Source organism: Haloarcula marismortui ATCC 43049, assembly GCF_000011085.1.
GTDB lineage: Archaea > Halobacteriota > Halobacteria > Halobacteriales > Haloarculaceae > Haloarcula > Haloarcula marismortui.
In genome coordinates, this window is record NC_006396.1 from 1392688 (window position 1) to 1410410 (window position 17723).

General features: G+C 54.8%; 13 protein-coding genes and 4 pseudogenes. 10 read left to right on the forward strand and 7 right to left on the reverse strand.

Annotated features, from left to right (window positions below; all coding sequences use genetic code 11):
- Nucleotides 1-175: 175 nt before the first annotated feature.
- The 3 genes from RR_RS10950 (at nucleotide 176) to RR_RS10960 (ending at nucleotide 5364) form a co-directional block, all read left to right on the forward strand.
- Nucleotides 176-1195 carry a hypothetical protein gene (locus RR_RS10950; RefSeq protein ID WP_137440606.1) on the forward strand — a complete coding sequence of 340 codons (1020 nt, stop codon included), beginning with the start codon at nucleotides 176-178 and terminating at the stop codon, nucleotides 1193-1195.
- 307 nt (nucleotides 1196-1502) lie between these two features.
- Complete coding sequence (locus tag RR_RS10955) at nucleotides 1503-3704, forward strand: hypothetical protein (RefSeq protein WP_232508567.1); 2202 nt, start codon at nucleotides 1503-1505, stop codon at nucleotides 3702-3704.
- Nucleotides 3705-4692: 988 nt separating this feature from the next.
- Nucleotides 4693-5364 (forward strand): HNH endonuclease, encoded by a 672-nt coding sequence (locus tag RR_RS10960; RefSeq protein WP_117614924.1) that lies wholly within the window; start codon nucleotides 4693-4695, stop codon nucleotides 5362-5364.
- 270 nt (nucleotides 5365-5634) lie between these two features.
- Here the strand turns inward: RR_RS10960 and RR_RS10965 are convergent, their stop codons facing one another.
- From RR_RS10965 to RR_RS10980, 4 genes and pseudogenes are all read right to left on the reverse strand, one after another.
- Complete coding sequence (locus tag RR_RS10965) at nucleotides 5635-5991, reverse strand: DUF3368 domain-containing protein (RefSeq protein WP_232508568.1); 357 nt, start codon at nucleotides 5989-5991, stop codon at nucleotides 5635-5637.
- 33 nt (nucleotides 5992-6024) lie between these two features.
- Complete coding sequence (locus RR_RS10970; protein WP_011223712.1) at nucleotides 6025-7302, reverse strand: RNA-guided endonuclease InsQ/TnpB family protein; 1278 nt, start codon at nucleotides 7300-7302, stop codon at nucleotides 6025-6027.
- A 131-nt stretch (nucleotides 7303-7433) separates the two neighbouring features.
- A pseudogene (locus RR_RS10975) lies at nucleotides 7434-7589 on the reverse strand (DUF3368 domain-containing protein); the annotation flags it as partial.
- Nucleotides 7590-7880, reverse strand: coding sequence for a UPF0175 family protein (locus tag RR_RS10980; protein ID WP_049938892.1), 291 nt, complete (start codon nucleotides 7878-7880; stop codon nucleotides 7590-7592).
- An 846-nt stretch (nucleotides 7881-8726) separates the two neighbouring features.
- Between RR_RS10980 and RR_RS10985 the strand changes: the two genes are divergently transcribed.
- From RR_RS10985 to RR_RS11010, 6 genes and pseudogenes are all read left to right on the forward strand, one after another.
- On the forward strand, nucleotides 8727-9938 hold the full coding sequence (locus RR_RS10985) for an orc1/cdc6 family replication initiation protein (protein WP_011223715.1): 1212 nt from the start codon (nucleotides 8727-8729) through the stop codon (nucleotides 9936-9938).
- Nucleotides 9939-10160: 222 nt separating this feature from the next.
- Nucleotides 10161-10730, forward strand: a pseudogene (locus tag RR_RS10990) (cell division control protein Cdc6); the annotation flags it as partial.
- A 229-nt stretch (nucleotides 10731-10959) separates the two neighbouring features.
- Nucleotides 10960-12765 carry an ABC transporter ATP-binding protein gene (locus RR_RS10995; protein WP_011223717.1) on the forward strand — a complete coding sequence of 602 codons (1806 nt, stop codon included), beginning with the start codon at nucleotides 10960-10962 and terminating at the stop codon, nucleotides 12763-12765.
- A gap of 202 nt (nucleotides 12766-12967) precedes the next feature.
- Nucleotides 12968-13450: a GDP-mannose mannosyl hydrolase gene (locus tag RR_RS11000; protein ID WP_232508570.1), complete on the forward strand. Its 483-nt coding sequence runs from the start codon at nucleotides 12968-12970 to the stop codon at nucleotides 13448-13450.
- Nucleotides 13451-13522: 72 nt separating this feature from the next.
- Nucleotides 13523-14584, forward strand: a complete 1062-nt coding sequence (locus tag RR_RS11005) for a GDP-mannose 4,6-dehydratase (protein WP_011223719.1) — start codon at nucleotides 13523-13525, stop codon at nucleotides 14582-14584.
- The gene (locus tag RR_RS11010; protein ID WP_011223720.1) at nucleotides 14581-15549 is read left to right on the forward strand and encodes a GDP-L-fucose synthase family protein; all 969 of its coding nucleotides are present in this window, start codon (nucleotides 14581-14583) and stop codon (nucleotides 15547-15549) included. Before RR_RS11005 ends, RR_RS11010 begins: the two co-directional genes overlap by 4 nt.
- A 415-nt stretch (nucleotides 15550-15964) precedes the next feature.
- Here the strand turns inward: RR_RS11010 and RR_RS11015 are convergent, their stop codons facing one another.
- The 3 genes and pseudogenes from RR_RS11015 to RR_RS11020 all read right to left on the reverse strand — a co-directional run bounded on the left by RR_RS11015 (nucleotide 15965) and on the right by RR_RS11020 (nucleotide 17032).
- Entirely contained in the window at nucleotides 15965-16588 is a 624-nt protein-coding gene (locus RR_RS11015; RefSeq protein ID WP_011223721.1) for a transposase, read from the reverse strand.
- A 1-nt stretch (nucleotide 16589) separates the two neighbouring features.
- A pseudogene (locus RR_RS23130) lies at nucleotides 16590-16637 on the reverse strand (hypothetical protein); the annotation flags it as partial.
- A gap of 2 nt (nucleotides 16638-16639) precedes the next feature.
- Entirely contained in the window at nucleotides 16640-17032 is a 393-nt protein-coding gene (locus tag RR_RS11020) for a helix-turn-helix domain-containing protein (RefSeq protein WP_011223722.1), read from the reverse strand.
- 46 nt (nucleotides 17033-17078) lie between these two features.
- On the opposite strand from RR_RS11020, the pseudogene RR_RS21485 reads away from it, so the two are divergent.
- Nucleotides 17079-17721: pseudogene (locus RR_RS21485) on the forward strand (DDE-type integrase/transposase/recombinase); the annotation flags it as partial.
- Nucleotides 17722-17723 lie beyond the last annotated feature (2 nt).

Genomic DNA, 17723 nt, shown 5'->3' on the forward strand with positions numbered 1-17723 from the left:
AACAGTACAAAAACAGTACAAGAACCCACCGCAGAATGAAAATACCGCAAGCATTGAGTTTTATTACAAATGATAGCAAATGTATTTTTATCATTGTTCGACAGACCACTGACTCTAACAGCGATTTTTACATCTCCTATCGATGGTGTTCGTAGGGGGTCGACCCCACGAAACAATGAGCAAGCACAATACACATTCGGCGATATCGACCGACGTGGCCGACGCCTTAGCGGCAACACCACGCATTACTCACGTACGGGATGTGCGTACGGACAGCCACTCAGCCGTCCAGTTTCACTGTTATCTTGATGATGAGCCGGCAGATGTGACTGTCATCAACGCGGGGAACAAACCTGAGCCGGCGATACAGGCGGCGTATAACGCCACACGACGCGACAGGGCCCACATAATCGTCACCCCTGACGAAGTGACCGGGACCTGCATCTACCAGTGGCTGCAAGCTCCCGTTATGAAGTGGACTGGCGACGGCATCCGGTTCTATAACCGGACGCAGGTCCTCAAACACGACGGCGCGGTAGTCGTCACCGCAGCCGACACCACCGCGCCGGCCTGGTGGGTCCGTGGCACTGGCGCTGACACAGATCGTGCTCGCGTCTGCGAGTTACGACACGAAGATCGCATCCTGGCCACCTACGACCTCGAAGAAGACACCGTTACACTCGAAGACGGCGTCTGGACCCACATCCAGCGCCAGGCCGGGGAGCAGGCATATCCAGCCATTACACCGCTCAAAGACCACCAGACGACCCCGCGGCCGACCACCTGGCATCCAGTCGGACTCCCCCTCACCGTCCCGTCGACAGCGCCACTCACACAGAGTACTGTGTACGCGCTCCCGGACGTGTCCGGCGATGGAGTAACGCCGGTGAAGGAACTGTCGCAAGAAGACGCCCGCGACGACCGAGCTAGATTCCAGCAGGTCACTGCGACCGTCAGCCGAATGCTGGCCCAGCGGACAGTCGAGTCCCCGACAGCAACGATTGGCTACGACGAGTTCACAGCGGTGTGTACTCACCAACTCCAAGCTGAGAGCGGGTTCAAGCCCTACAAAACGGCGCTAAACAAGGCACTGACTGCTGAAGACAGCGTCACGATCCAGCGCACAGCCGTCGACGGCCAGCGAGAGCTCCGTGGCCGTGCTTGGGCCGTCCCACCGTCGCCGCCGGGCGACTAACGCTGCCCAAGTAGCCACTCGATAATACCACCTGAGACTCAGCAAGACCAGCGGCTGGCACTGGCTGATCACGCCCCGTCACAAAGTTCGGTGCCGCTCGCTGAAACGCCAGCCAACGACCAACCAGCCTCGAATCACTGAACCCACCACAATGGCAACGACCCAAACAGACTCACAATCGGAGACAGAGTCCGACTCGGAGGGCCAATCACCCTCCTATCGTCACAGTATTAGCATCCAACCATCAAAGCATGAAGCGCCCGAGTACGACCGCACAGAAGTCGTGTTCGTCAAAGTACCCGCATCAATGAGTGAGACATTCAATTCCGGTCCAGAGTGCGGTTCGACGGTGCTTCCTGATCTCTTTGATGACGCCGAACTCACCTTTGACGAAGTCGAGGAGTTTGGGTGGCCAGTCGCTGATGGGATGATGTTCGCTTTCAGAGCGTATACACCGTCCCGACAATCGTCGGTTCAGCGCAAAACCACAGATTTCTCGAGCGACATCGACTCACTCCCAGAACCGCTACACACAACATATCAGAAACTGAAGGCCGAACTCCCGGAGTCACTTGAGATCCGTACTGGTGTATTGCCGATGGGATCCTTCGGCTCGTCACCGGCACTCGGAACACGGCTCGTGATGGAAAATCAGAATCAGAAGCCAGCAGGTCGTGAAAAAGTCGCCGATGCGGACGCAAACGCCCTTTTTGAGTCTCTCGCCGGTGAACCGTTCCTCTATCACGCGCTGTATCGCCGGTCAAGCCAGCTCCCGGAGAGTAACGAGTACCAAGTCACCGTTCGGATCTTCCTATTTAATCCAGAATACAAGATAAGCACCGAGAGTGAGTACGCCGACTGTCTTCGATTCGGCCGAAAGTGTGACCCCGCCAACTCGTTTGCAAACCTCGGAGTCTCATCGAGTCTCGCCGTTATCGATGACGGGTATAACGTCTCGTGGCTTGATCAGGAGGTAGTAATGCCCGCCCGTGACAGCGAACTACCCCATTTCAGTACGGGCCAATCGCTTATTACTGGCAAAGCAGAATTCGAGCAGATGCGGCGGGGACAGTATGGGGCCTCAGATGTGCTTGAAAATCGCTGTGCGTACACGAGTCTTCTCGCTCGTGAGATTGATCTCGAACACTACGTCGGACTTGGCACCGTGGATCCGGGCGTTGACCCATGGCAAAAGGCCCCACAATTGACTGGCCCTGACATCGACGAAGTCGGGATCGACCCCGACGAGGTTCTCCCAGATGAAGTGACGATCAGCGTTGATGCACCGGTCGAAGACACAGCGTTCGATCAGGAGCCAACAACCGCCAATGACGGTACAGAAGACCACTGGACAGCGATCAAGAACGTCGCTGTCGCCTTCGAAACCGAGGGGTACGATGTGGTTATCGTCACGCAAGACACCGGATCGCGTCCGGACCTCTGGGTACGTCGTGACGACGGCGAAATCTTCGCTGTCGAAGTTGAGTATCGAACGCGATCTAAGGCCGGGAGTTTCTACACGAATCTCATCCGCCAGGCGGTCTGGGGCTACAAAACGATTACTGTGATGGTACCCCAAACGGATGAAAACGGGCGTACCGAATCACTCGATACTCTTGGAAACTGGGCACTCAACAGTCTGGCTGTCCCGATGAAGAAGCGAGACCCCATCAAAACACGAGTACATAACTGCTCAGGGGAAATCGTCGTCAACGGGAAGACAATGCTGTTGCCCGACGGGGTCGCTGAAGCCAAATGGTGGCTCACCTGTGACAGCGAGTATCTCCTCATCCATGACGGCGAAATCCTTGCACGGGGAGACGCTACGGAGCCCTTTGAGGCGTTCGAGTTCAATGTCCCACGATATTACGAGGATGGCGACCACTACGTTGTCGAGAACAAGTACGGGAAGCCGGTACAGACTTGCAGTGAGGAATCGGACATCGAGAACACGAAACTACGCCCGTGTAATCGGCCCGTTGATCTGAGCTATATTCAGTTCGTTGAGGCGCTTTACTGCTATGATCCAGAGGCACAAGAACTCGTTCAACAGGACATGACCGCCCACTGGGATGTCGAACAAGCGTCCACACGGAACGAACAGAGCCATCAGCAGGCCTTCGAAACGTTCCTCGTTGAACACGAGAACGACGATCCGATACTCGAACGCGAGTGCCGGCCGTTTATCAAAGACTGGATCGAGCAACTCAGCACGCACGATCACCCTGGAAACCACATCTTCGGGGAGTACAGAAAGGATTACTACGCACGGAAGCGAATTTCAACGGAGTTAGGAATGGAGTATAGCTATCCCGGTGTTTCATTCCGCTATCCACGCGGGCTCGTCTCCCCGGACCTGCCCGGACTCGACACCAAGCCGGTGTTTCCTGAGGGGTGGAACATTGCTGCTGAAGATGTCCTCCGGGAGCCGCTAATTCACGGGCTTGACGATCGGAGTGAGATTGAATCGGGAGCCAAAACGGGAGCCAAACCAGAGAATGACGCGTAGCAACGACGTTCAAGCGAATATTTGGGACCGACCACAACCCAATGATCGAGCAAAGCCCCTCCGGAGCACCGACCGCTGAAACGGTTACCATCTCTCAGGACGACGAGCTACGGTTGAATTCAGGTGTTTATCAGCCACATTTTTAGTACAGTTGACTACGTCCGCCTCGGGACACATCGCGATTTGGATCTCATTTTTGTACGACCGATCGACACTCCTGCTGAGAACTTATCTGGTGAGATTACAGACCGCGCCTACAAGATCGATGACACAGTGTATACCGGTGAAGTGAGTTGTCGACGGTTCCTCCAGCAACACAAGTATCATCACACGACCACGACGCGGTACGTTGCCGAATGGTGGCCGGATGCAGCCGTTCTGTGTGTTGATCTTACTGATCCAGTTGAGCCGACAGCAACTTCCTGACTCAGTACCGAGCTCTTGAGTCTTCCTGTCCCGAAAATATGGGAATCCCGCCGGCAGCCGAGATATTATTATTCACGATGTGGCTGCACATCGAAATCCATAGCACGTGAGCCAGTCGAACTCAGAATAGCAGGTCCCCACAGCCTGCCTATATAGGAGCTAACTCGAGATGGGGATATCTTTTATTGGTATTCTTATATATCGCCTGCTGTGTGGTTTGCCACCGGATCTGTTTGTACCCCTCAATGTGGGTGAGAGGGACTCGGTGAAGGGGGTCACCCGCACCGACCCCTCTCGGAACTATGGCGACGACAACAACCAACACGACACCCGTGGCTGCCGCCGATTCGACCGTCTCACGGTCGTTGTGGCGGGCAGTCACAGGTGGGATACGGACAGTCGTATTGACTCGATACAACCAACGTCTACAACTGGACGGCCAGCCAGTGAAGCTGATGCACCGCTACAGTGCTGGACGCTGGGCCAATCAAGAGGGGCAGTCCCAATGAGCGATGATGACTTCCGGTAGGCAGTCCGCGATGCATGGGGCGGTGAGTGCCTCGTGTGCGGGCGCTCGCCTGAAGAGTGGCGCAACACCACCAAGGGCGAACGACGCCAGAACAAGTCCTCCTTGCACCACATCAACGGCGACGACACCGACGATTGCGTCGCGAACGTGATCCCGCTGTGTCAAAGCTGTCATGTCCATGTCCACAAGGTCGATGAACCGCCCTATCGGCAGTGGCACCGCCAACTCCTGATCGAACACCGCAACGCCTGGAACGCCCACTACAAGGAGTACTACGAGGGTCCACGGCTGACCAGCGCCCAAGCCGAGTACTTCTTCGGTGACGGGAAGGGCACGCCAAAGAGCGTGAAGTACCGTCGCCACGAACCCGAACCGACGGATGCTGGCGACGAGTCACGCAGTTCCGAGGACGTGTCGACAGCGGCGGACTCTGGGGACGCTGCCGGCGACGAGTCGGACGGTGTGTCAAACGAGAGCGGTAAGGACACAGACACGACGACAGCACGCCGCGGTGTTGACCCGGATCTCGATCCGGAAACAGTGAGCATCGAATATGCCCCGGGCAACGCCGCCCGCCGGCGGATTCGGTTCGTCGACCGCGATGACGGCCACGGCTGGTGGAAGCTTGAGGAAGAGTGGACCGGCCATCGCTGGCGGCCGGTCGGGCGAGCGCCCGTCACCGACGTCGATATCACGACCTACTGAATCGATCTCTGGTGTTGCGGGGGAATGAGAGTTCCCCTTTCGTCTGTTCTTGACTTATTAGCGGGTCGAAAATGACTCCGCCACTTTTTATCGTCGTTCGCACCGAAGTGCTTGTCTGGACGCCCCTGTTTCGGTGGAATCGGAACGCGTCTCGATTCACCTGTTTGTCACTGATCGTGCTATCGTCACCATTGTGATTAAGACGGCCCTTGTCTCAGGAGGCGACGTAGCGCAGAGCCGATAAGGAGTACTCCTGTGCCCTCCACGACGTCAGTCGGAGAGTGTCTCAAGCTTCTGTAGAATCTTTGTGTAGACAGCAGGCGCACAGTACCACCCCTCGTCGACCATCGCATCGATGATGGTGCGTGCATCGTCGCTGCTAATCGTGCCCTGTTTCGTGCATTTCAGGACGAGAAATGCTGTGCCCCGTGTGGTGATCCCCTCGGCGGCCGCAACGTCTCGCCCGTACGTCTCATCTATTACGGCAACACCATTGTGGTCGTCAGCGCAGGCGAGAACAGCGGCGTCAGCGTCACTTAGATTGCTATTTCCGTGGAGCCGCGAGTAGAGTGGGGTTGCCCCAACCGAGTTGACATCCTCCAGCGCCTGAAGGCGCGGGAATCCCACGGTACCGCTACCGCTGATTTGGGATATTAGGGTTTACGACACTACCTGTTCTTGAGGTGCAAATACACCAGTTTCCTTGTCAAACAGGAGCGTTGATGGCTGTGCCAACCAGCCGTTACTCCTATCCTCGCTACGAGGATTCGGAGATACTTGTTGTCGAATGTTTTCAGCACCATTCACGTCAGCATTCGCAACCAGTTCACACTCATTGCACACGTACAACCCACGCTCAACGCGATTCGTGTCACGCTCACAACCACACGAGGAACACGACTTTGAGGTGTTCTCTTCGGACACACGCTTGACAGAGATACCAACTTCTTCAGCCTTGTATTCAAGCATGTCTGTGAATCGGTCGAATGCCCACGAGTGCAAGTCCAAGTTCCCGTGCTTGCCCCAATCCTTCATTTCACCGTCTTCGTCCTCGCGGATGCCACTGAGGTCACCGATTGCAATCACACCAACGTTCTCGTCAACACATCTTTCCACGATGTGCTTTGAGAGCGTGTGGAAGTAGTGAGTGCGACGATTGGATTTCTTGGCGTGCAACCGTGTTGCCTCCTCAGAAGATGAATCATCACAGCGAGCAATATGCTTGCTGTAGTAGTAATCATCCTGTTTGAGGCAGTTCAACGGGTATAGCTCAGACTCCTGATTCTCAAAGGCAAGGGCGGCAAAGTTACAGATTCCAAGGTCGATACCGACGGTTTTCTCCGCGCTGTTCTCTGGAATATCAACTGTGACATTGCAGACGACGTGGAGTTCCCATTCGTTTCGTTGCTTATTCCAGACAGCACGAACCTGCTGGACGCTCTCAATCGCAGAGAGGTCAACGTCAGGTCGTATTTGGATGTCACAGAGAACGAAGTCCGACCAGTACTCTTTCAGGTTTTCACCTTTTGAGAGTCTGAGTCGACCGTTGGTAGTATCGAGCTTGAAACCAGCGCCTTTGAACGTGAGCGTTGAGCGTGGATGCTCGTCGTTGTGTTTGCGATATGCTGGTGGATTCGCTTTCGAGTCTCCGTTCCGGCGTTTCCCGTACCAACCAGTGAACGCTTCAGAGAGTTCTTCGAGAACTCGCTGACTTGACTGTGAATGCAGGTCACTATAGCGTTCGTGAGATTTGAGGTACGATTTGAGTTCGCCATCCTCGGGGATGTGGCCAGTTTCGTTCCAGATACGACCGGTTGTCCAGCGGGCGACGTTCCAGAGTTTACTGGCGGCGAATCCAAGCGAATCAAGGTCGTCTTGCACTTGCTGGTGGTTCGTGATTGAACCAATTATAGTGCGTTTGACGACCTGTTTCGCCATACATAACCTATGATAGTTAGATTATGTAATAGTGTTGATTTCCGTCAGCGTTGAATATCCAGCAATGCCGAACGTCGGTTATTGTATTAGCAGGTGACGGCGCGTATCCACGCCGTGAACGACGTGGTATTGCGCCTGTTCAGCATATAACCCGCTTCGAGGCCGGTGGTAACGACTTCTTCATAGACGCGTTCGGGGAGGACACATGGTTCCGCAACCTGCTCGACGAGTGAGAGCTGGCTAACCTTCCCGAGGTAAATAAGCGGTGTCGCGTCGAAGACCCACATTCACAGTGCCTCGAGATCGGCGTCGAGATGATCGTCTGCGACCCAGGTGATATCACGCTCCTTGGCGAGTTGAGCAAAGTCCCAGACGGACAGTCCTGCCATTTCAGCCGCCCTGCTGAACGTGATGGACCCGGCTGCAAGCTGGTCGAGGGCCTGTTCGCGACGCCACTCGTCGAGTCCCTCCGAGAGGAGTTTTCGAACGGCTGTACTCCGGTCGAGGTTCTCCTCATCGAGATACGCGTCGAGTTCGGCTTCTAACTCGTCGGGTACTCGTGCAGAGATTGTTCCCATACTGTTTACATTGTTTGCAACGTATACAAGTGCTTTGGCGCGTCCACTGATGTGGGCGGCTTGTAATAGACGAAGAAAGCGGCTTGAGTTTCGACGACGATTTCGACGGTATCGTCTCCCAACTCGTTCCGGACACACTTCAGTCACGCCGCTACTATGGTCCACGGGCGTTGGAGAGTCCATCGAGTGGTCTCAGGCGAATCAAGTTTCGGGTGTCATTCTGGTCGGCTCGGAGGCAGGCACGGAGGCCGAGATAATGCAGTGAGAGTACGTTTCGTATGCTTTCGACCGGTGAGGGAGTCGGAATACATCGAGAGTGGATTTCGTGTGCTTTCTACCCGGTGGTGATGGGGCAATCAGTCCAGAGTGAGAGAGTACGTTTCGTGTGCTTTCCCCCTCTTCCTTGGAGAGAGACGAGGATATAACCGATGAGCCAGCGGGTCGGTGGAGCAAACCGAGGTGAGTGCTCAACACCCCACTGTGTCGAGTGTTCTTCGAGAGAGTCGAGGATAGGCCTCGTAACACACCCCACTCTGTCAAGTGTTCGGCGTGGGTAGCTGGATGTCTCCATGCCCCACCCCACCGTGTCGAGTGTTCTTCGAGAGAATCCAAGATAGGTCGCACAACACACCCCACCGTGTCAAGTGTTCGACGTGGGTAGCTGGATGTCTCCATGCCCCACCCCACTATTCCGAATATTACTCTTGATTGCTATCGGTGAAGAGTGATCAAAAGACACTCCACTACATCAAGTGCTAACCGGCAGACGTCGGCGAGCTGTATTTTCACACAATACACTTGACGCGGTGGTTTTATACATGCGGGCCGAATCAAATGCACTAGAGGATGGCTACGTTCACACGGGATACGGAGATCTTCCGCAACGAGGACATGCTCCGTGAGGATTACCAGCCGGATTCGATTACCGCTCGCGAAGACGAAATTTCGACGTACATGGCCGCGCTTCAGCCGATTGTCAACGGCGCACAACCTAGAAATATTTTCTTGTACGGAAAAACGGGTGTCGGAAAGACGGCGGTGTCCCGCTATCTGTTGAAGCAACTACAGCGAGATACGGACCAGTACGACGATGTTGACCTCTCGTTGTGCTGGCTCAACTGTACGAATCTATCGTCATCCTATCAAGTTGCGGTCAACCTCGTGAATCAACTGCGACCCAGAGACGACCGGATTAGCACAACCGGGTATCCACAACAGCGCGTGTTCGACATCTTGTACGAGGAACTCGATCAGATCGGCGGGACGATTCTCCTCGTCCTTGACGAGATCGACCATATCGGCAGCGACGACGAGATCCTGTACGAGATTCCGCAAGCCCGGTCGAACGGCTACCTCTCGGAGGCGAAACCGGGCGTGATCGGCATCAGCAACGATTTCGGCTTTCGCGACAACCTCTCTCCGAAGGTGAAAGACACCCTTTGTGAGGAAGAGATTCACTTCTCGCCGTACAACGCTCCAGAACTGCGTGCCATACTCGAAGAGCGAGTGACCGGTGCGATGTACGACGACGCGGTGGATGACGCCGTGATTGCGTTGTGCGCCGCTATCGCGGCGCAGGACACGGGCAGCGCCCGTCAGGCATTGGACATTCTTTATAAGTCCGGTGAGATTGCGCGGACGAACGGCGAGGAGCGACTGACGGAGGACCACGTTCATCAGGCTCGTGAAAAACTCGAGCAGAGCCAAGTCGAACACGGGATGCGTGAGCTGACGAAACACGGGCATCTCGCGCTCGTGGCGATGTTACAGCTTGCATTCGAGCAGGAGACCCCGGCACGGATTCGCGACGTGTATCCGCTATATCGACGTATCGCAGAGGGCTCTAATGTCGACCCGCTCGTCCGTCGCCGCATGCACGACCATCTCGCGGACCTGGCGATGCTCGGCATCCTTGGGCGACAGATGAAAAATGAGGGGCGGGCAGGTGGGCACTACTACCAGTACGAGTTCGATGTTGGTTTGGATATCGTCGGTGACGTGGTCCGAGATTTCGACTCTATCGCGCTCCCAACGAGCGTGGCGACACAGATCACGTAACCTGGCGGATTCGGTCGAAGTCTGTTCGAGTAGCCCCGAATCATCCTGTTTGAACACTCGACACGGTTGGGTGTCGGAGGATATGGTTCCACCCCATCTTGGGATGAACACTCGACACGGTGGGGTGGGGGAGGATGTGGTTCCACCCTGCATTGGAAAGAACACTTGGCACGGTGGGGTGGGGGTGATAATGAACGTAAGAGTGGCGCGGTCAATATTCAACCGGACAACGCCGCAGAACTGCGAACAATCTTAGAGCATCGTGCGAATCAAGCCTTCGTCGACGAAGCGTGTGACACATCAGTGATCGCGAAGGCAGCGGCGCTCGCCGCACAGGACATGGGGAACGCTCGACAGGCGCTCGATCTGCTCCGCGTCGGCGCGGAGTTAGCCGAACAGAACGGTGAAATACCGATGACGGACACACACATCGAGACTGCACGGGAACGAGTACAGCGCGGTCGAGTAACAAACAAGATCCGAGACCAAACCGAACACGCGCAGTATACTTTAGAAGCGATCGCAAACCTCCAGACCAGCGGTGAGGTCCCAGCGCGGTCGAAGGAGATCCAACAAACGTACGAACAGGTCGCTGACTCACATGCGGCCTCCCCGCTGTCGACGCTGAAGCACATCCAAGACCACCTCTCGGACCTCCACGTGCGGGGGTTCCTTCGACGCCACGAACAGAACAAGGGATTGAGCGGTGGGCAGCACGACGAGTATAAGTTGGATCTCGATCCGGCAATCGTCTTAGAGACGCGGACGGAGATCGCTGAACACACGCAGTGAACGCACACGAAATGTACGCTGTCTCTCGGAGAGACTCTCGGTGGGACGCGAGCGGGAACGCACACGAAACGGACGCTCCATCTCATCGAGGTTGTGGTCGCGAAGGTGCTGAAGGAGATCCGGACGAGTGTGGCGAACGGCAGTCGTGAACGCGGGGCGGACACGGCGCACGGAACGAGACCGACGACATTATTCGGGTCGCCGATAGAAATCGGTGTAACTCACCGCTATGTCATCATCAGATCCCGAACCGGTCTCCAGACGCGAGAAACTCGACGCCCTCCGCGACGTCGCGCGGTACAATCCGACGTACACGGCGGCGGTCGTCGTACTCGGCGTCGTTGCCGCGGTACTCGAGGGTGTCGGGCTGAGCTTCATTCTCCCGATCGTCGAACTCGTCCAGCTCCAGGACCCCGCCGCGGAGGTGGACGGGCTGCTTGCGGTGTTCGTGACTGTGTATCAGACGCTCGGGATTCCCTTCACGCTGGGTTACGTCGTGGTCGGTGTGTCGGCCGTGATGATCGCGCGGTACACGACAAGTTTCTCGGTGGCGTGGTTCCGGGAGGCGCTGCGGACCTACTACATTCGGGACCTCCAGACGCGAGCGTTCCAGAACGCTCTGAACGCGCGCGTGGAGTACTTCGATAAGGAGGGCTCCGACGACATCTTGAACGCGATCGTTACGCAGACTAATTATGGGGGACGAGTGATCGATCAGGGGATCAAGTTCACTCAACAGCTCTTTCTCGCCGGCGTGTACTTCGCCGTCGCACTGGTGATCGCACCGGTACTAACGATTATCACGGGGGTTGTCCTTGGTGGCTTCTCGGTTTTCTTTCGACGAGTCCTCGACTCGGGGTACGACGTTGGAGAGGAAGTCGCCGAGGCGAACGAACTCCGACAGGAGGCCGCACAGGCTGGGACACAGGGGATCCGCGACGTGCGGATATTCGGGCTTGCCGAGGAACTCTTCGAGGACTTCACAGACGCGATAGAGCAGTTCACCGAGTCGCGGATCGTTCTCCGGCGCAACGAGGCCGCGATCAACAACTTCTACAACCTCGTCGTCGCGGTGTCGGTGTTCGTACTCATCTACCTCGCGTTGACGTTCGCAAGCCTCTCGATCGGCGAACTCGGCGTCTTCCTCTTCGCGATGTTCCGACTCGGACCGAGGGCGAGCCAGGTCAACACGCTGTACTACAGGACTGAGAACAATCTCCCACACCTCGTCCGCACCATCCAGTTCACCGACGAACTGGCGACGTACAACGAACCGACCGGATCGAGCCGGGAGGTCCCCGAGGAGATCCGGGAGATCGAGTTCGACGACGTCCACTTCTCGTACGATGACGAAGAGGAGGTGCTCCGCGGGATCGACTTCACCGTCGAGAAAGGCGAATTCGTCGGATTCGTCGGGCAGTCGGGCGCGGGCAAATCGACGATCGTCTCGCTTCTTGCCCGGCTGTATCCGGTCGATAAAGGTGAGATCAGAGCGAACGGGGTCCCGATCGACGAGATGGATATCGTGGAATGGCGCGACCGACTCTCGATGGTTAGACAGGACCCGTTCATCTTCAACGACACGCTCCGGTACAATCTGACGCTCGGGAATCGAGAGGTTTCGGAGACGGAGCTCGACCGAGTGTGTGCGATCGCCAAGGTCGACGAGTTCATCGACGAACTTCCGGATGGATACGACTCGTTATTGGGCGACGACGGGGTTCGACTGTCGGGAGGACAGCAGCAACGCGTAGCGCTGGCGCGGGCCCTGTTAGAGGATGCCGACGTGTTGATCCTTGACGAGGCGACAAGCGACCTTGATTCTAATCTAGAAAAACAGGTCCAACAAGCGATCGAAAGAATGGACCGCGATTACGCAATCATTACCATTGCACATCAGTTGTCGACAGTAAAGAATTCGGACCGAATCTACACTGTTGAGGAGGGTCAAGTTACAGAGACCGGACAGCACGGTGAACTCGTTAAAAAAGGTGGAAAGTACGCAGAACTCTATGGGATCCAGTCTAACACATAAATCATGAGGACGGCGTCAAGTCCGATCGAGCTATGATTCTATGTATTTTCATTCGTTCATTAAAGACATACATTCGCACATAATATGTAGATTTTATAACGGAGAAAACTATATTTACAGTACTTATTCTAACCACGAGAGAGTGATGAGGCAACCAAATGATAGCCGGGAGTTTTATTCTAAGAGAGTATCGATTAAGTGTATGAAAAATATAGATAGACGGATGGATAAGAACTGGATTACCGAGGAAGATTGGGAGACGATCATCGCTAACGTTCCTATCGTTTCCGTGGATTTATTGGTTCGATATGACGAAGGACTCCTCTTCGGGAAACGGACAAATGAGCCCGCGAAGGGTTACTGGTTCTTGCCAGGAGGACGGGTGGAAAAAGGGGAAACCCGGACTGAAGCCGTCGATCGGATCGCCAAGCAGGAGCTCGGATTATCGGTGAAGATCGTTGAATCGCTCGGCGCGTTCGAGCACATCTACGAGACATCAGATGTCGCTGGTGTGAACACAAAACATTACCTCGCGAATGGATACGTAGTCAAGGTGGATAGCGGTCAACTCCGAACTGACGATCAACACGAAGATCTACAGGTATTCGAATCGATTCCGGATCCACTCCATCAAAATATTCGTGCGTATCTCGACACATCGGAGAGTCTCACAAATTGGCCGTAACTCAAGGTAGAGTGTCTACCTCATCCCAGATCGAATAATACATACTCGGCGGATGAACAGGTACCAATAGTAATGAATCTCAAGTCGCGGTTCGCAGAGCGTCCGGTATTCGTGACCGGAGCAGACGGATTCGTTGGGTCTCATCTCACGGAACAGCTCGTGGAATTCGGAGCCGATGTCCACGTATTCGTTCGTGCCACATCCAGCGGAGAGTTACAGAACATCCGACACCTCCGCGACGAGATTACGATCCACCGGGGAGATCTCCGTGACAAGCACTCTGTTGAACAGGCAATGAAGCACCTGACGGAATACTCGGACACGATCGTGTTTCACCTCGCTGCACAAGCACACGTTGGCGAGTCTTGGGATCGTCCCTACGAGACGATCGACACGAACGTCGTGGGAACTCTCAATCTCCTCCAGACGGTCGTCGATCTCGATCTGGACATCGCTAAGTTCGACACTGCTGGCACCTCCGAGGAGTACGGCAACGTAGATGGACAGATGGAAGACAAGCATGAATACGACTCCGACGGTCGAGTACTCCTCAGCGAGCGGTCACCCGTGAACCCGACGTCAGTCTACGCAACCTCGAAACTGGCGGCCGACTTCCTCACGATGAATTACCACGACGCCTACGGCCTCCCCGGCGTGACTACGCGGATGTTCAACAACTACGGACCGCGACAGAACCCCCGATACATCACCGGTACGATCGTTACGCAGGCGCTGGAGCGTGGCATCGTCGAACTGGGGAACCTCACACCCAGGCGCGACATGTGCTACGTTTCCGACGGCGTCCGAGGTCACATGCACGTGGCACTAGAGGGTAGTCCCGGCGAGGAGTACGTCTACGGCTACGGCGAAAACATCTCGATGCGCGACTGGACGGAGTTGTTGCTGGAAGTCGGTAGTGAAGAAGGCTACTGGGAGGATCCCGAGATCGTCCAGCGGGACGACCGGTATCGGCCCGGCGACAGCGACGTTGAAGAACTACTGGTCGGCTACGAGAAGCTCCACGAGGAGACTGGCTGGGAACCCGAGGTGTCTTGGCGCGAGGGTGCACGGCACACGATTGAGTGGTACGCCGCGAACAAAGAGAAGTGGTTCGGACGGGTCGACTGGCGATGACTGACTGGCATCGCAAAACTGCGGATTACTGGGACGGGAAGTCGGTGATGATTACTGGCGGAGCTGGTTTCCTTGGCAGCCACCTCATCGATGAACTCGAACGACGAAGTGAAGATGTCAATATTTTCGTCCCGCGAAGTGACGAGTACGACCTACGGAATCGACAAGAAATCAAGCGGGCTCTGGTCGACTCTAATCCAGACGTTGTGATCCACTTGGCAGCGACGGTCGGCGGGATCGGTGCTAATCGGAAGAACCCAGGGAAGTATTTTTACGAGAACGCCATTATGGGGATCGAGCTAATCGAACAGGCTCGTCAGTTCGGGGTCGAGAAGTTCACCATCCTCGGGACGATCTGCTCGTACCCCAAGCACACGCCTGTCCCCTTCAGCGAAAGAGATCTGTTCGAAGGCTACCCCGAGGAGACCAACGCGCCTTACGGGATCGCCAAGAAGGCGCTGTTGACCCAGTCGCGGGCCTACCGCAAGCAATACGACTTCAACAGCATTTATCTCATGCCAGTAAATCTGTACGGGCCCCGCGACGACTTCGATCTGGAGACTTCACACGTGATCCCCGCGATCATCCGAAAGTGTGTTGAGGCCAATCGGCGTGGCGAGAACGCTATCACTGCTTGGGGGACTGGTGAGCCGACCAGAGAGTTTCTCTACGTGAAAGATGCCGCCGACGGGATCCTTACTGCGACCGAGCGCTACGACGAATCCGACCCTATAAATCTTGGCAGTGGCATAGAGACATCCATTCAGGATCTCGTCGAGAAGATCGCTGATCTGACCGGATTCGAGGGCGAAATTGAGTGGGATACCTCCAAACCTGACGGGCAGCCCCGGCGGAAGCTGGACACCTCACAAGCGAAAGAGCGATTTGACTGGGAAGCGACGACATCGTTCGAGGATGGCCTTGAACGGACGATCGAGTGGTTTGAAAAGAGCTTCGAGAAGTGAGGTGCGTGGATCAGACTGTTGTTCAATATTTATAAGGCTCAGTGACGGCCAACCTATAGTCAACCCACGAGTTCAATGGACATCTGGCATCACCACCTTTTTTCAGGTGGTGCTACTTCTGTCCAATTTGATAAATACCGAGGGCCGACACTCAGGGATCTAAACGATGGAAGTACAGATTGGTCTTTCAGTAACTATTATTTTTCTCAGGTATTAATTTTGAATATTATGTTGATCAAGTAGTAAGAGGGGGATAGAAGCGTAGTAACGAGGAAACTAACCGGGCGAAACAAACCCAAATAGTATACCGTGGTGTTCAGATAGGGATTAGGAGGTGAGACAGTGTGTTTTCAAAGTAATTTGTGCCTGAAAACACCCGCCTCAGCGATATCTATACGAGATCGTCTTATAGTGTTTAGGTCGAATCTTTACCGGTAAGATATGGCCAAACGCTGGGTTCGCTGATTGCGTTCACACCTCGGGAGATGTAGTCCTTCAGCGACGAGATATCAGGGACGAGTCGATACTTGAACCACTCTTGCAGCTGGTCCCAACATCCTTCGACGGCGTTCAATTCGGGGAGTTTTGACGGGAAGTACCAGACTTCGAGATCGTCCCCACGCACGCACGAGACCGAACTGTCTCCGACAGTTTCGGTCTCGCGCTCACCACTCACGTGCTCCCAGAGATCCCTCGCGTAGAAGTAGCCCGCTCGGTCGAGGAACACCACTAACTCTTCACCGAACCGGTCTTTTAACGCCTCCAACAGCCGAATTCCATGATTTCGCGTGAGGTTCTCTTCTGTCCAGCAGAAGAAGCTGTCACCGTTGTCGGTGACAGCGCCCAGCACCGTCACTGAATCCCACGACGTTGCAACCTCTATTGTCGGGTTTGAGCCAATTGGGTAGAAGCCACGTCGCTGAACAGTTCCGACGTGCTTGGTGAACTGATCGACAACAACGACAGTTTTCTCGGTTAGTTCGGGTCGTTTTTTCGACTGTCTCCTGAAACTCGGCTTTCTCTTCAGGGTCGGCTTCATAGTGTTGAGGCCGTGCTGTCCGCAAGGACAGCCCGGCCTCTTCCAACAAGTCTACGCGTAGGTTTCGTGGTATTCGACGCCGTATTCCTCTTTGACGTAATGAAGCAAAAGTTTCGCTGACCACGCTTGCTGGTCGTATCCGAGTTCGGTCGGCAACTGTTGCAACTGTTCGAACAGTTGCTCACGATCTTCCCCCTCAATTTTCGCTGGACCTCCTGGTCGAGGAGCGTCGTAAGGTGCTTGCCCGATCGGTTCTTCCTCGAACCGATCGAGCCAGTTGCGAATCGTTTTCTCGACAACACCGTGGCGGTCAGCCAGTGTATCCAGTTGATCGCCCTTCTTGCGCCCGATCGCCGCGAGAACACGTTCTCGCGGCTTCCCTTCGTCGATCTGATCCTTGAGATCGTAGAGCTCTTCGAGCGTGATATCGTCGAGCCGACCCATTACAAATACCAGCGTCTCTATCGGTAAAAAATTTCCCTAGACACTATTAGAGGTTGTTAAGCGAGAAGCAACACCCCAGCTGTTGATAAAGCTCAGTATTCAGCTGTAGTATTTAGCAGGTTTGTTGATTTCGAATGCTGTTTAGCTTCTCGAGATGTTTAGTGTTAATCGGGCTCGATCCACTGATCAAAACTGAGTTCATAAGACCGATCTACAGCGAGAGTCAGGGCGGAGTACAAATCACGTTGCGGTCAATAAAACTGTGATTCGACTAAGGAATGATAAATATTGGCTGTACGCTGCTGTCGATCCGGAAACAAACGATTTGCTCCATGTACAGCTTGAGCCAACAACAGATGACGCTCTCGTAAATCGATTTTTCGCTACTTTCCGCGGTAAATATCACACAGATGATGAAGCTGTTTCCGTAGATGGGTCAACGCCACTCCAACGAGCCTGTCGCAAACACGACCTCGATTTCAGATAAGAACAACATGTATCGGAACAGCGGCGAACGTGTCGTTCGTGATATAACACGCCGAACTACCAGTTTCTTATATTGTTTCAGTAGTGCCGACGCTGAAACTGCTGATGAGTGGCTCAGGTCTTTCCCTTTCGGATGGGATCAACTTATCCTAACACAACTTGACAGAAGACGGAGGAACGAGCGTAATAAAAAAATCAAATAAGT

Bases quoted from the DNA above. Each gene is read 5' to 3' on its own strand.
- RR_RS10980 (WP_049938892.1), bottom strand. From the start codon at position 7,880: ATGGGAACAATCTCTGCACGAGTACCCGACGAGTTAGAAGCCGAACTC.
- RR_RS10955 (WP_232508567.1), top strand. From the start codon at position 1,503: ATGAGTGAGACATTCAATTCCGGTCCAGAGTGCGGTTCGACGGTGCTT.
- RR_RS11015 (WP_011223721.1), bottom strand. From the start codon at position 16,588: ATGAAGCCGACCCTGAAGAGAAAGCCGAGTTTCAGGAGACAGTCGAAA.
- RR_RS11005 (WP_011223719.1), top strand. From the start codon at position 13,523: ATGAATCTCAAGTCGCGGTTCGCAGAGCGTCCGGTATTCGTGACCGGA.
- RR_RS11020 (WP_011223722.1), bottom strand. From the start codon at position 17,032: ATGGGTCGGCTCGACGATATCACGCTCGAAGAGCTCTACGATCTCAAG.
- RR_RS10995 (WP_011223717.1), top strand. From the start codon at position 10,960: ATGTCATCATCAGATCCCGAACCGGTCTCCAGACGCGAGAAACTCGAC.
- RR_RS11010 (WP_011223720.1), top strand. From the start codon at position 14,581: ATGACTGACTGGCATCGCAAAACTGCGGATTACTGGGACGGGAAGTCG.
- RR_RS11000 (WP_232508570.1), top strand. From the start codon at position 12,968: ATGAAAAATATAGATAGACGGATGGATAAGAACTGGATTACCGAGGAA.
- RR_RS10970 (WP_011223712.1), bottom strand. From the start codon at position 7,302: ATGGCGAAACAGGTCGTCAAACGCACTATAATTGGTTCAATCACGAAC.
- RR_RS10985 (WP_011223715.1), top strand. From the start codon at position 8,727: ATGGCTACGTTCACACGGGATACGGAGATCTTCCGCAACGAGGACATG.
- RR_RS10950 (WP_137440606.1), top strand. From the start codon at position 176: ATGAGCAAGCACAATACACATTCGGCGATATCGACCGACGTGGCCGAC.